Consider the following 14,806-nt stretch of genomic DNA (forward strand, 5'->3'; position numbering starts at 1 on the left):
TATTCCCTTTTCAATTGAAGGTCTTCCAAAGCTCACAAAGTTTAAAGATAAAGCTTTGCGAACTTTGCGTTTTATAAACATCTGCTTAATAAAAAAAACATTGCGGACTTTGCGGTAAAATCGACACAATACCTCTCATTTCAAACCTGAAACCTGAAACTTGAAACCAACAAAAAAACTATTCCCTTTTCAATTGAAGGTCTTCTAAAGCTCACAAAGTTTAAAGATAAAGCATTGCGAACTTTATGTTTTATAAACATCTGCCTAATAAAAAAAAACTTTGCGGACTTTGCGTTAAAATCTAAACAATTCCTCTCATTTCAAACCTGAAACAAACAAAAAACTATTCCCTTTTAAAGATAAAGCTTTGCGAACTTTGTGTTTTATAAACATCTGCTTAATAAAAAAAACTTTGCGGACTTTGCGGTAAAATCTACACAAGACATCTCATTTCAAACCTGAAACCTGAAACAAACAAAAAAACTATTCCTTTTTCAATTGAAGATGTTCCAACGTTTTTCCCACTAAAGTTTTCGTTTTTATAACTTTAAATCCTAGTTTTAAATACAATTTCTTTGCGTTCGGATTTCCTTCTTCCACTAATAAACCGAGCGTTTCATTATATTGCGTTACATATTCATCAATCAAAAATTGCAGTAATTTTGATCCAATACCTTTTCCCTGATGATCCGGACTAACTCCCAAGGAGTCAATATAAAATTCGCCACGTTGGGTTTCATCTTCAGGATTAAAATCAGGATTGAAATTCAGGCGCACATAATCAATAATAGGTTGTCGTAATTCATGCAATCTTCCGCCTTCATAAACGTCAACCGCACCTACAATTTCATCATTTTCCTCGGCTACAAAACAATTCTCATAGGAATATTGATTCTTTTCAGATTCCACAAAATGAAGCACAAAATAATATGCTGTTTTTGAATCCCTTTCACCAATGAATTTATAGATGATTTCTTCCATTGCCAATAATAAATATTTTGCAATAGTTTCAGAATCCTCAAAAGTTGCTTTTCTTATGATCATGATTTTTTTCTTTTTAGGTACAAAATTACAGTAACTTTTAAATATCAGTAAGTTTCATTGAAATAATGCAATAATTAGGTAATATTTTTAGGTTTTAATTAAAATCAAAACGATTTAATCCCTATAAAAAGATAAGTTAATTTGTTTAAAATCAATTATTTGTGTATTTTCAAACATAATAAAAAACTAAAAATAGCAACGAGATTTATTTTAGTGAAAATCAGAAATCAAGTCGTAATTGTTTTTATCAAAAGGACAAATTGGTACTATTAATACCACTTTTTTAAATTTAATTGTTGATAAGTTATTTTTTAGTAAAGCAGAATCCAAAGGACATTCTCTGTTGATAAGTCTATTTAGATTTATTTCAAATAACTGATGTTACGCCTGTTACGCGATATTTTACAGCTGTTGATAAAAGTAATTTTTATGCTGCTTTTCAAAGGATTTTAGCTGTTGATAATTGTGCGGATTTTTAACATCAAAACGGAGTCAGAACAAGAACTGTGGGTTAATTTTGTACTGATCGAAATGTCGTTAAAATCCCCAATAAACGAATCATTTTTATTCTCAAAAAGTCACCATTTAATATTATACATATGTCTATTTTCGATAAAAGAATCAATTATAAACCTTTTGAATATCCAGAAGTATTACAATTTACAGAAGCCATAAACAAAGCATATTGGGTTCATACCGAAGTTGATTTTACTGCTGATACTCAGGATTTTCATTCACATTTAAGTGCTGCTGAAAAAACTGCAATCAAAAACAGTTTATTGGCAATTGCGCAAATTGAAGTAGCGGTAAAAAGTTTTTGGGGAAACATTTACGAGCATTTTCCAAAACCGGAATTCAACGGATTAGGAAGTACTTTTGCTGAATGTGAGTTCAGACATTCTGAGGCATATTCGCGTCTTTTGGAGGTTTTGGGATATAATGACGAATTCGAAAAATTGATGGACATTCCGGTCATCCGCAAACGCGTTGATTATCTTTCAGATGTTCTTAAAGATACCAAATCACAAGACAATAAAAAGTATGTGGTTTCGCTGATTTTGTTCAGTATTTTGATCGAAAATGTATCACTTTTTAGTCAGTTTGCGATTTTATTATCGTTTACAAGATTTAAAGGATATATGAAAAATGTCAGCAATATTATTGCGTGGACTTCAATCGACGAACAAATTCATGCCAATGGCGGAATTTATATCATTAATAAGATACGTGAAGAATTCCCTGATTATTTTGATGAGGAAACTCTTGCGCTTGTTCGTGAAACCGTTAAAAATTCTATTGAGGTAGAAGCAGATATATTAGACTGGATATTTGAAGATGGTGAAATCGAAAGTATCAAAAAAGCAGACCTGGTAAACTTCATGAAATTTAGAATCGATGAAAGTTTAACCCAAATAGGCATTGATACTGTATTTAATGTTCCTGCCAATGATTATAAAGCGATGGCATGGTTTGAAGAAGAAGTTTTTGCAAATAGTCTGGATGATTTCTTTGCAAAAAGACCAGTAGAATATACTAAGCACGACAAAAGTATTACCGCAAACGACCTTTTCTAAAAGCAAATTACAATTATGAGTACAATAGATACAATTTCAGGAAAAAGCCTTCCGTTAAGTGAAGCAGATAATAAAATGTGGTGGAAAAACTCTGAAAGTGAGCAAATTTTAAATCGAGGTTATCTTTTAAAAGGCGAAACTGTTGAAGGTGCAATTGACAGAATTTGTACTGCTGCCGCAAAAAGATTATACAAACCTGAGTTAAAAGAGTCTTTTGTAGAAATGATCGAACGCGGCTGGATGAGTATTAGTTCACCTGTGTGGGCTAATATGGGAACAGAACGCGGTTTGCCAATTTCTTGTTTTAACGTACACGTTCCGGATGAAATTGAAGGAATCACACACAAATTAGGAGAAGTAATCATGCAGACCAAAATTGGCGGCGGAACGTCAGGATATTTTGGAGAATTACGCGAGCGCGGAAGCGCCGTAACGGATAATGGAAAGAGTAGTGGAGCCGTAAGTTTCATGAAACTTTTTGATACAACAATGGATACCATTTCGCAAGGTGGCGTTCGCCGAGGAGCATTTGCGGCCTATTTAGACGTAGATCACCCGGATATCGAAGAATTTTTGAAAATTAAAAGCATTGGAAACCCAATCCAGAACTTGTTTACAGGAATTTGCGTTCCTGATTACTGGATGCAGGAAATGATTGATGGTGATGGCGATAAAAGACAAGTATGGGCAAAAGTATTAGAAAGCCGTCAGCAAAAAGGATTGCCTTATATCTTTTTTAGTGACAACGTAAACAAAAACAAACCACAAGTTTACAAAGATAAAAACCTGCGCATTAATGCCAGTAATTTGTGCAGTGAAATCATGTTGCCATCAAGCGTTGATGAATCGTTTATTTGCTGTCTTTCGTCAATGAACCTGGAACTTTATGAAGAATGGAAAGATACCGAAGCCGTAAAACTGGCGATCTTTTTCCTGGATGCCGTATTACAGGAATTTATAGAAAAAACAGAAGGTAATTATTACCTTTCGGCAGCGAATCGTTTTGCTAAAAGACACCGCGCGCTTGGACTTGGAGTATTAGGATGGCACTCGTATTTGCAAAAAAATATGATTCCGTTTGAAGGGCTTGAAGCCAAAATGAAAACAACAGAAATTTTCCAGCATATTAGCGACAAAGCCGATAAAGCAACGCAGGATTTAGCCCGAATTTACGGCGAACCGGAATTGCTAAAAGGCTACGGAAGACGCAATACTACTACAATGGCAATTGCACCAACGACTTCATCATCGGCTATTTTAGGACAGACTTCACCCGGAATTGAACCTTTTAGCAGTAATTACTATAAAGCAGGATTAAGCAAAGGTAATTTTATGCGTAAAAACAAATACCTTAAAATATTACTGGAAGAAAAAGGTCTTGATAACGAGGAAGTCTGGAGAGAAATCATGCTAAATGGCGGAAGCGTTCAACATATGAGCCAACTGAGCCAGAATGAAAAAGATGTTTTTAAAACCTTTAAAGAAATCAGTCAGTTAGAGATTATTCAGCAAGCATCAATACGTCAGAAATTTGTAGATCAGGGACAGAGTATCAACTTAAATATCCCGTCAGATTTACCTGTAAAAGAAGTAAACCGTTTGCTTATAGAAGCGTGGCAATTAGGAATCAAAAGCCTTTATTACCAACGTAGTCAAAGCGTATCTAAAGAACTGGTGGCGAGTTTAGTTACTTGCAGCAGTTGCGAATCATAATGTAAATAGGCTGTCTTTTTAGACAGCTTTTTTTTTGTGTTTTTTGCCCGCGGATTATGCGGATTAAACGGGTTTACACGGATTTTTAATTTTTTTTCTATCAACATGTAACTCCTAAAGGAGTATTGCTTTGTTTTATATGGAATTTTAAACTTTTAGAGTATCTCGCAGTTTTTTGCCCGCGGATTGTGCGGATTAAACGGGTTTTACACGGGTTTTAAAATTATTTTTGTTTTTTTCTACCAATATTTAACTCCTAACGGAGTATTGCTTTGTTTGGGTCAAATGTTAAACAGTCAGAGTTATATCTCGTAGAGATTATATATTGGTAGAAAAGAGATAACCCCCGTAGTAAAATTTGTCCCGTAGGGACTACATAAAATTGTATTGAGTCTTTAAAATCTGTAACATAAATCAAAACTTAGATTTCAACCTACTCAACGTTTCCTGTGAAATATTAATATACGACGCCACAATTTTATTAGGCAATCGTTTTACAATCGCCGGATTAATTTTTAGTAATAATTGGTATCGTTCTAAAGCATCCATTGTAGTAAATGACATTAGCCGACTTGTGCTATTAACATAAGCGCGTTCTAAATAATGAGAATAAAACTCGCGCCATTGCGGAATAATTGTCATTAAATGATTAAAATCTTCGTGGCTGATATATAATAACTCTGATTTTTCGATCACCTGAATATATTCTAATGAAGGCAATTTTGTAATAAAACTCACTAATGCCGTCGCAAGCTGATTTTCGAATGCAATATATCTCGTAACATCTTTGCCTTCCTCATTAATAAAGTAAATTCTTAAGCAGCCCTTGCTCACAAAATAAGTATGTTGGCTCGTTTGTCCAGCCGAAAGCAAAAGGTCGTTTTTGCCTTGTTTTAAAGGTTTGAAATGCGACAAAATCGTATTGAGATCTTCATCAGAAACCTCAATACGATTTTTTATATAATCACCAAGTTGTTCGTATAACATCGTTTATTTATAATCTCTCACGAATTTGCGGTAATGAATAATATCTTCTATAGATAAAACTACCAGATCGTGTTGATGTGCAAAGCTAATGATTTTGTCAAGTTTAGCCATACTGCCGTCTTCATTCATGAGTTCACATAAAACAGCTTCCGGTTGTAAACCCGCCAGTTTCATCAAATCAACGCTGCCTTCCGTATGGCCGTTACGTTCCAGAACACCGTTATTTTTGGCGCGTAATGGGAAAATATGTCCCGGTCTTGCCAAGTCTGATGCGTGAGAGTGTTTTGCTGATGCCGTTTTAATAGTTGTAAGTCTGTCAGTTGCCGAAACCCCTGTGGTAACGCCATTTTTAGCTTCGATTGTAATCGTAAACGGAGTCTGAAAACTACTCGTATTTTCCTTTACCATATAAGGCAATTCCAGTTGATCTGCTTTTTCATTCGTCAGGCAAAGACAGACAATTCCGCTGCATTCCCGAATCATCATTGCCATATTTTGAACCGTCATATGTTGTGCAGAAAAAATTAAGTCGCCTTCATTTTCGCGGTTTTCATCATCGGTTAATAAAATCCCTTTTCCGTTTTGCAAATGTATTAAAGCGTTTTCTACACGTTCTGTGCTTGTTAAGCCAAGTTTTTCCAGTGGATATGTTAGTGTGTCAATCATTTTATTTTTGGTATTTTTAAATTAATGAGCAGCAAATCTAGAATTGTTTAAGATGCAAAAGTTTGATATAGGTCAATAAAACGCGCATTTGATTTTTTTTAAAGCCTTTGTTACTTTACATTTGCCACCGCAATGGTTTGGCTATATTTTTTCGAATGTAGCTGACGAAGAGGGAATCAGGTGCAAATCCTGAACAAGCCCGTTACTGTAAGTTCCATGCAACATTTTGACAGATTTGATGCTTTTAAGTGATCAATCTAATCTTTTGCCACTGCATTTTTAATGTGGGAAGGCCAATCAAAATGGGAATAAGTCAGGAGACCTGCCACTGCAAATAATTTCAGGCTTTCGTGGACCAGAGCTTTGAGACAACACGAATATCAAACTAACATTTGATTTTAATTTTCCGTTAATAACTGTTTCAAAAGGATATTTTGTTATGCCTTTTTGTGATATATAGTATCCCAAATGGCGTGGCAGATGAAACTTGTTTATCAAACTATTGCCTGAATTTCAAGCGTAAGATATTTCTTAAAGGGATTATTTAGGTTCTTTATGAGATAATTATGCTTAATAGAAATGGCATAAACCGGAATTTTAAAATTGAAAGTTATTAGCGCAGGTATTCAGGGGCATTTTGCCTTTTTAAGAAAAATAATCACAACTAATAACCCTTAAAATTCTAAAAAATGAAGAAAATTTTACTCGTATTGTCCGTAATGCTGCTTTTATCAGGCTGTTATAAAGACGACATTAATGACCTTAAAAATGATGTCAATGACTTAAAAAACAGAATGGCACAATATGAAAACCTGCTCGATGTACTCAATAAACGCCTTTATGTGGTAAGTTATGAAACTAAAGAAGGCAGTTATGTCATTACAATGAGCGATGGCACTAAATTATCAGTTCGAAATACATCATCATTTATAAAAATAGGCGAGAACGGCAATTGGTGGATTGATGGCGTTGACACCGGAAAATCAGCAAAAGGCGATAAAGGCGAAAACGGTTCAGATGGAAGTAATGGTTCAAACGGATCAGATGGTACAAATGGTACAAATGGTTCAAACGGAGAAAAAGGCGATAGTCCAAAAATTACTATTGGAAGTAATGGAAACTGGATTATCAACGACGTCGATACCGGAATGTCGGCATCTGGACAAAAAGGAAAAGACGCAGCAGAAATTACGGCTGTGGCTATTGCCAATGGTATCATGACATTTACATTTGGTGACGGCCGTACGATAAGTATTGTTGCCAGTCCGCCTGAAATTGCGATTTCAATTCCTACAGGAGGTTTTACGATTGCTAAAATGCAATGGTTCAGAGTACAGCCACAATTGGCAAATGCTGCGGGAGCAACATACAAATGGCTGGTAAACAATGAAGAAGTTGCCACTTCGACCGATTTATTTTCGGTATTTGCAACTCCCGGTACGTATACTATTGAGTTTAAAGCAAAAAACGGAGTGGGTGAAAATACTAAAAGTTTTACTTTGGTAGTAACCGATAAAACTTACCTCAATAAAATTACGCAGGTTTTTGACTTTTTGCCTGCTCCGGGACAATTCACAAATTCATTGCCGGCAGCAACAGCCACAGATACTGACGAAACGATGCGTGTAAAGGCTGAAACTGCTTTAACAGCAGGAAGTATGGTAAGTTTGGGTGGATTTGGCGGATATGTACAATTTGGTTTCGATCATACCATTGTCAATAAAGACGGAAATGACTTTGTAGTATTAGGAAACGCCTTTGCAGATTGGGCAGAACCCGGAATTGTAACGGTTTCCTACGATGCAAACGGTAACGGAAAAGCAGATGACGAATGGTTTGAAATTGCAGGTTCAGAACATGGAAAAGCAACCACAATCAAAAATTACGAAATGACGTATTACAAGCCTGATGCAGAACCTGCAAACGCAAACGAACCTAATTATATTCGCTGGACAGATAATCAGGGACAAAGCGGGTATATTTCTAAAAATACGTTTCACAAGCAAACCTATTACCCAATGTGGAAAAGTTCAGGTACGATTACTTTTAAAGGAACTTTCCTGAAATCGAATATCTACGATAAATCAGGAACTGGAACCAATTGGGGAAATCCGGCGTATGATTGGGGTTATACAGACAACTGGGCAAATGCCGATGTAAGAGGTCAAATCGATATTAATTGGGCTGTAAATGCCAAAGGAGAATCGGTGAAACTTAAAGGAATTGATTTTGTAAAAGTCTATAATTCTAATCGTGCCGAAGGTGGCTGGTTAGGAGAAGTTTCTACAGAAGTTTCAGGATTTAAAGATTTAAATTTACCTTAATTTAGATTTTATCTTAAGAGAATACCAAATAAAAAGCCTTCAAGTCAATGATTTGAAGGCTTTATTATTATCGTAATCTTACGTTTATAACAACTCAAGAAGAGCTTTAGTAGTTACAACCTGAGCAAATTCGTTGTGTAAACTCGCCAGAGATATTTGATGCACTAACTCCGAATCAAATTTTTCACCGTTGATTCCAATTCGGTCAAAAGTAGCCGTGGCATCAGCAATTAAATACACTTCGTATCCCAGATTTCCCGCCATTCTTGTTGTCGTCGAAACGCAATGATTCGTTGTAAGTCCTGTAATAACCAGTTTGTTAATTCCCAGGTTATCCAGTCGTTCTTGTAAATCCGTTCCTATAAAAGCGCTGTTGACCTGTTTTGTAATTACCGTTTCGCCATTAATAGGTTTTACTTCATCCTTGATTTCAAATCCCGGATGCGAAGCGTGAAGTTTCGAATCAGGATGTACAGAACTGTGCACGATATGAAAAACAGGCAATTCAAGTAATCTCCATTGTTCCAGAATCTGAGCCATTTTCAATTCAGCATCTTTGTTATTTCTGTTGCCGCCCCAAATATCATCTTCATTAAAACCCTTTTGAACATCAATTAAAAGTAAAGCGGCATTTTGGTTTCTAAGTTTCATCTTTTTATAAATTAGATTATTAGCTAATTCGTTGGTTTTTTTTGTAAACACATAGAAACATAGTTTAAAATTTATAAAGAGAATATATTAAAAGAAATAAATTTCCTCACATAATCAGCTACATATTTAAATAAGTAAAATGACTACTTTCAAATAAAAAAACTCTATTTTTCTATGTGTTAAAAACAACGCAACATTTTTATCATTACAAATGTACTTTTGTAACAACAACAAAAAAAGGACAAAGGATAGTCGTTTTAAGACAGCTTGTTTTTAATAACGCTTGGCAACGCATCAAGATGAGATTCAAGAACAATCCGTAATTGCTTAGAAGTTTTGTAACCGCACAAATGCGCGATATGCTCAATTTTATAATCTGAATTCATAAGCAGGCTTTTCGCTTTTTCGATTCTGAGTTTAGTTCGATATTCGGCGATAGTAATTCCCGTTTGTTTCTTGAAAATTCGGGTCAGGTTTCTGGGTCCAACATGAACCAGTTCCGCCAGAAAATCGATTGTGGATGTTTTATCTAAATTAGCAATAATCCAATCCTGAATACCGTGAATTTTTTCGTCATGATGGTTTCGGTTTTGTAAATAAACACTTTCCTGTTCATCATTTCCGTGTCTTCTTTTATAAACCACCATTTCTTTGGCAATTGTAGCCGCGGTTTCCTTGCCGTGTTGTTCCTCCATAATATGCAAAGCCAGATCAATTCCTGTGATAATTCCCGCGCTCGTATAAATGTTTCCGGATTGCGTGAATAAAGTATTGTTTTGAGTTTTGGCAAGCGGATATTCCTTTTTGAGTTTATCAACCAGTTTCCAGTGCGTCGTACATTCCTTATCGTTTAAAAGTCCGGCTTTCGCCAAAAGAAAAGCGGCTGAACAAATACTGCAAATCGTAGTCTGACGGGCACTTATTTGCCGAAGCCAGGTGAAAAACGAAGCATCTTCACCATCAAGATCTATTTGATGCGTACTGAATCCTGAAATAAAAACAAAATCATTTTCCTGCGGGTTTACTTTTGAAAAGTGCGTCAGCGAAGCCAATTCTAAACCAGAAGAACAAATCACCGAAGTTGTACTGCTTATAAACTTAATTTCATAATCAAAACCTAAAAGTTTCGCTTCCTGAAAAACCTGCAAAACACCACTCAAATCCAGAAGTGTGACTTGTTGCGGAATGTAAAAATAAACGGTTGCGATAGTTGTTGTCATGGTATCAATATCCTGAAAAATGAATCAGGATCACACAAAAATAAAGCATTAGTTTCACTTTTAAAACTTTATAGTTCGGTCATTTACCCTGAATACGGATGCATTCACTAAAAACCGTATTAATACGGGTTGTTTATTATGGTAGGTATTTATAAAGCATAAAATGTTTTAAATCAAGCTCTTGGTAAATATTCGAGCACAGATTAATTATTGAAATTTTAAAAGCCTTCCCAATAAAATAAAAAGTGAGAAAATTACACTTATATTTGATAATTGTATGAAAAATATTATATATTAGCCAATAGAAAATATCTTATTTTTTAATAGAAAATAATATTGAATACCAATTTGAATTAAATAATATGAGTGAAGAAAAAATAGCGTTTGATTCTGGTTTCAGTATAAATTTTGGTGCCTCAAACCAGAAAAGACTTTACGGATTTTGTTATGAAAGCTTTGAAAATGATGTACTGAGAAATCAGCTTCATTATGAAATTGAAATTGCTTTTTTACAGGATAATTACGGGCGTAATTCCATTTTTGAAATCAACAGGAAACAGGTTTATGTCAACAACAGAACTTCTGATTCAAAAATAATTCAAATTGCAGAAAGAGCTTCACAGGCGATTTTTCCTCTTAGAGTAAAAATGAAAAGTAACGGTGAACTTCAAGAAATCCTGACGATTAATGCAATAAAAAAACGTTGGATTAGCATTAAAGACAAGATTCTGGAAGACTATAAAGGCAAAACAATTTCTAAAATCATTCATAAAATAGATGCCGTATTTCTTGATGATGATTTATTGAAGGAATCCATTTGCCGGAATTGGTTTTTCCACTTGTATTTTAAACCGTTTTATGTTGAATATTCGACAAAACTACGATTCAAATCCATTTGGGATTCACCCGTTTTTGGTAATCAATGCATTCAATATGGCGTCGTGCATACCATTAAGGAACATTATGATAACAATGACAAAATAAATATCAATGCAGATGGTATTGGTATTGACGAAAGGAGTATTGAGGAAATAATGGAAGGATACGATTTTCCTAAAAATGAATTTTCAGAGGAAACGGCTGAACCTGTAACATCTCAAATGCTTGTTGATTATAAATTATATAAGGAAGACCGCAGCATTTTTTCGGTTACCGGAACTTTCGAAACCAAAATAAGCGAAAAGAAACAGCATAAGATTCAGGTAGAAATGTATCATTTTGCTGATACAGGTTCTTTTAGACCGTGGAGTGATTTTGCCGCTAAAGAAAGCCAAAGAATATTTCAATCCTACCAGAAGTTTGATGACGATGAGGACGACATTATTGATATTGTAGCCGCCAGTAGAAGAAGACAGTCCGAATCGCCAAAACGAGAAAGAATTTTGGGACCACCGCGGGAACGCATTCAATTGTATGTTCATGAAGAACCTGATTTGTCACCAAAAAAAGGTTTTTGGAATAAAATAAAGTCAATTTTCAAAAAATAAATAATGACGATAATATAAAAATATAAAAAATGACTAATAAACATTTTGTAGTACAAGGAGCAGTATGCCAATGCAAGTTCAGTGAAAAGGATCAAACTGATATTTTGCAGGTAAAAACGCAATCGATACATTTTGCGAATGACAGCAAAGGAGTAAAAAAACTTATTGCTACAGATCAGGAAATCGGACAATGTATGCAGAAAAACACTTTGGGAAACTGTAAAAATCAACCTTCGGGAAGCAGTTTTTTCCCTTGTGTTGTTGACGTAACAGAATGGAAGGGAGTCAAAAAAAATGTAACCTATTCAAATCAAGGCAGAGCATTACTTGAAGATAGTAAAGCCACTTGCAGCAAGGGAATGCCCAATTGTATCACGATCAAAAATCACGGACAAACTGCTGAACTTACTCAGAAAGATGTTCAAAAGAGTGATCCTGAAATAGTAGCCCAAATACTTCCGGGAGTAAATTTCGGTGATTTATTTGATGAAGTTTTAAAAATAAACAATAAGCAAAATGAGTAAAAATTTACATATCAAACCCAGAGAACCGTTTGCCAAAGGCGAAAAATGGAATAATGCTTCAGGATGTTTAACGCTTGCCAAAGCGGGATTATTTACTGTTGAAATTCAGGAATTAGAAGGTTTTCTGGACGGCGTTAAGCATCCGGAACCAGATCCTGTTGAAAGAATTAGAGAAGAAGATTTTAATAAACTTTCGTCTTGGGATAAAAGCAGTTATAAAGCCAATATCACGGTGTATGATAAGCAACAGCTTTTTTATGAACACAGCGTTCAACAAATAAGGAATGGTGTGCAATGGTGTTGGCAAGTTGTGGGGAAAGGTATGGCAGGAAAAACGATGGAACATAACGGTTCCTTTAGTTACGGACTGCCGCATGATTTTTTAAGACAAGTACGATTTCCTAAACTGCTTGAAGGAGGAGGACTTGCGTGGCTGGAAATTTTTACTGAAGATCATCCCGCGACCGGAAAAAGACCACACGGAATATTTGTTAACGCAACAGGAACGCCCAAAATTATTGCTGCCGAATGGCGCGATTTCACCGGAAACCTAATTACAGAGGATATTGCTTTTGGTTCTACCGTATACCTTCATATTTATACTGAGGCTTTGTACTACCAAAACATAAACATTCAGCTTGTAGATAACGGTTGGTTGAATGATACTGATTTAACACCAACGCCCAGTGACGAAGATGGAGATCCTGTACAAAAACTCGATCCTAAAGCGTTAACGCAATTTAAACGTCAGGTAAATACACATCCATACAACGCAACGACAAAACCTCCCGCAGGAACCATAACCGATGCTTTGATTTTTGATAAGGGCGAAAAACAAATATCTGCAGGAAATGTACAAAAATGCGTATTCCCGATATTTATTGAACATGCCTGGCAGTTTCAGGCAAAAGGTGATTTTAAAAGCGGCAATTCATTGAGCATAAAACCTATTGTACATCACTCAAAAATTGAAAATCAGGAAAAAAAATTAAATGATTGTGTGCTAAAAATATCAACAAAGGGAGTTCTCAAAAAAGGAGAATTAACAGGGAACAATCCTTTATTACTTGGCGAAGCTGAAAGTGGCGGTGCGCCGGAAAATCAAATTAAGATCGATTTTACGTTTGGGGTATTTATTGATGGGACAAATAATAACAAATATGATACAACTGCACGAATAGATTGGGAAGAAAAAAGGATAGGAAGAAAAGCAACCGACGACAAACCTTTTACCAGTGATGAATATTTAAAAGTGTATGCCAAAAGCGAAGATGAACTGACTAAAAAAGATAAAGAAAAATATAAATATGGTCAGGGCAGTTATGAAAATGAGCTTTCGAACGTGGCAATTTTATTTGAAAATTATTACAAAGATGATATAACAGTTTTTAAAATATATACCGAAGGTATGAATACGAATACATTAGGTACGGAGGATCCAAAGTTAATTAAATATAAAAAAGATGATATTATGATGGGAGCTGTTTTTGGTACCGGAAACTCAGGTATTGTAGACAGGGTTCGCAGGACTATAGAACAAATGAGGGATAAAATTTTGCAAGGTTTGGTAAATAATGAAAAAAACATTAATTCAATAACAATTGATGTTTTTGGCTTTAGCCGTGGAGCAGCGGCAGCGCGTCATTTTGTTCATGAAATTACATTACCATCGTATTATACTGAGGTAAACCGCGACCGTTATGGTCGTAATATAGATGCAAAATATGCCAATACACGAATGCCATCAAATGGTCATTTAGGGTATTTGCTTACAGAAGAAGGAATAGAATTTAACCAATTAATTATTCGGTTTGCCGGATTGTATGATACAGTTGCGCATCATGGTGTAGTCGAATTTAATGATATAAAAGATTTAGGGCTTAACTCGATAAGCAAAGCAAAACATGTAATACATATGGTAGCCGCCGAAGAGCATCGTGTAAACTTTAGTTTATCGCCTATTATTAAGAGTCAAAATCATATTGAAATGTATCTGCCCGGTGTACATAGTGATGTTGGAGGCAGTTATATCGAAGGAAGACCAGAAGGAATTGCAAAAGGTGTGGCACCAGATCCTGACGACGAACATGTTTTAGCAACAGATTATTGTGATAATGCATTTGCGAGTTCCAGATTAACTCAATTTAAAAACACTTTAATAGACGAAGGCTGGTTTAAACAAGATCAAATTGGCATACGCGATGCGTATAATAGAGCGTATAGTTACAATTCAAGCAGTAGTGCCTTATATGATACTCAAAGACTTATATCACAACGAGCCTACATTAGTAATCAATATAGTTTTATACCATTGCATATGATGAAACAATTTGCTGAACATCAAAATGTTGAATTTAATAATATTACTATGAAAAAATATGTCTTTACAAAAAATATTTTTTCAGATAATATAGAATTTCTCTCAATTATAAAACAATATTTAGAAGAATATGCTGCAAAAGCAATCGCAAATCCACTAGAAATAATGGATCACGGAATTGGTATCGAGAACATGAGAAAACTTCGAAATCATTATTTGCATTATAACGCTACAGTTGGTATTATAAATGCGCCGAAGCCTGAACGAAAAAGAGGCATTATAAAGTATTAATATGA

At 35.0% G+C, this 14,806-nt stretch carries 11 protein-coding genes and 1 riboswitch; of the genes, 6 read left to right on the top strand and 5 right to left on the bottom strand.

The features are described from left to right. Window positions 1-483: 483 nt before the first annotated feature. The gene (locus ACHRVX_RS04240; RefSeq protein ID WP_395329547.1) at window positions 484-1,044 is read right to left on the bottom strand and encodes a GNAT family N-acetyltransferase; all 561 of its coding nucleotides are present in this window, start codon (window positions 1,042-1,044) and stop codon (window positions 484-486) included. Window positions 1,045-1,643: 599 nt separating this feature from the next. Between ACHRVX_RS04240 and ACHRVX_RS04245 the strand changes: the two genes are divergently transcribed. Then, window positions 1,644-2,618 carry a ribonucleotide-diphosphate reductase subunit beta gene (locus tag ACHRVX_RS04245; RefSeq protein WP_395329549.1) on the top strand — a complete coding sequence of 325 codons (975 nt, stop codon included), beginning with the start codon at window positions 1,644-1,646 and terminating at the stop codon, window positions 2,616-2,618. Between the two features lie 15 nt (window positions 2,619-2,633). Beyond that, window positions 2,634-4,331 (top strand): ribonucleoside-diphosphate reductase subunit alpha, encoded by a 1,698-nt coding sequence (locus ACHRVX_RS04250; protein ID WP_395329551.1) that lies wholly within the window; start codon window positions 2,634-2,636, stop codon window positions 4,329-4,331. A 414-nt stretch (window positions 4,332-4,745) separates the two neighbouring features. Here ACHRVX_RS04250 and ACHRVX_RS04255 read toward each other — a convergent pair whose 3' ends face one another. After that, window positions 4,746-5,318 carry a Crp/Fnr family transcriptional regulator gene (locus ACHRVX_RS04255; protein WP_395329553.1) on the bottom strand — a complete coding sequence of 191 codons (573 nt, stop codon included), beginning with the start codon at window positions 5,316-5,318 and terminating at the stop codon, window positions 4,746-4,748. 3 nt (window positions 5,319-5,321) lie between these two features. Further along, the gene (ribB, locus tag ACHRVX_RS04260; protein ID WP_395329555.1) at window positions 5,322-5,984 is read right to left on the bottom strand and encodes a 3,4-dihydroxy-2-butanone-4-phosphate synthase; all 663 of its coding nucleotides are present in this window, start codon (window positions 5,982-5,984) and stop codon (window positions 5,322-5,324) included. Between the two features lie 116 nt (window positions 5,985-6,100). Continuing rightward, window positions 6,101-6,329, top strand: a riboswitch (cobalamin riboswitch). A gap of 344 nt (window positions 6,330-6,673) precedes the next feature. Here ribB and ACHRVX_RS04265 point away from each other — a divergent pair. Then, the gene (locus tag ACHRVX_RS04265) at window positions 6,674-8,308 is read left to right on the top strand and encodes a PKD-like domain-containing protein (RefSeq protein ID WP_395329557.1); all 1,635 of its coding nucleotides are present in this window, start codon (window positions 6,674-6,676) and stop codon (window positions 8,306-8,308) included. Between the two features lie 84 nt (window positions 8,309-8,392). On the opposite strand, the gene ACHRVX_RS04270 is transcribed toward ACHRVX_RS04265, so the two are convergent. Together ACHRVX_RS04270 and ACHRVX_RS04275 are read right to left on the bottom strand one after the other, a co-directional pair. After that, a complete protein-coding gene (locus ACHRVX_RS04270) occupies window positions 8,393-8,959 on the bottom strand; it encodes a cysteine hydrolase family protein (protein WP_395329559.1) in 567 nt (188 codons plus the stop codon). A 257-nt stretch (window positions 8,960-9,216) separates the two neighbouring features. Continuing rightward, on the bottom strand, window positions 9,217-10,179 hold the full coding sequence (locus ACHRVX_RS04275; RefSeq protein ID WP_395329561.1) for a GlxA family transcriptional regulator: 963 nt from the start codon (window positions 10,177-10,179) through the stop codon (window positions 9,217-9,219). A 362-nt stretch (window positions 10,180-10,541) separates the two neighbouring features. Between ACHRVX_RS04275 and ACHRVX_RS04280 the strand changes: the two genes are divergently transcribed. From ACHRVX_RS04280 to ACHRVX_RS04290, 3 genes are read left to right on the top strand one after another with little or no spacing between them, the layout of a single operon-like run. Then, window positions 10,542-11,666 (top strand): hypothetical protein, encoded by a 1,125-nt coding sequence (locus tag ACHRVX_RS04280; protein ID WP_395329563.1) that lies wholly within the window; start codon window positions 10,542-10,544, stop codon window positions 11,664-11,666. A gap of 29 nt (window positions 11,667-11,695) precedes the next feature. Next, window positions 11,696-12,190: a PAAR-like protein gene (locus ACHRVX_RS04285; protein ID WP_395329565.1), complete on the top strand. Its 495-nt coding sequence runs from the start codon at window positions 11,696-11,698 to the stop codon at window positions 12,188-12,190. Beyond that, complete coding sequence (locus tag ACHRVX_RS04290; protein ID WP_395329567.1) at window positions 12,183-14,801, top strand: phospholipase effector Tle1 domain-containing protein; 2,619 nt, start codon at window positions 12,183-12,185, stop codon at window positions 14,799-14,801. Before ACHRVX_RS04285 ends, ACHRVX_RS04290 begins: the two co-directional genes overlap by 8 nt. Window positions 14,802-14,806: the final 5 nt, after the last annotated feature.

The sequence above is a fragment of the Flavobacterium sp. FlaQc-47 genome (genome assembly GCF_044006475.1).
GTDB lineage: Bacteria > Bacteroidota > Bacteroidia > Flavobacteriales > Flavobacteriaceae > Flavobacterium.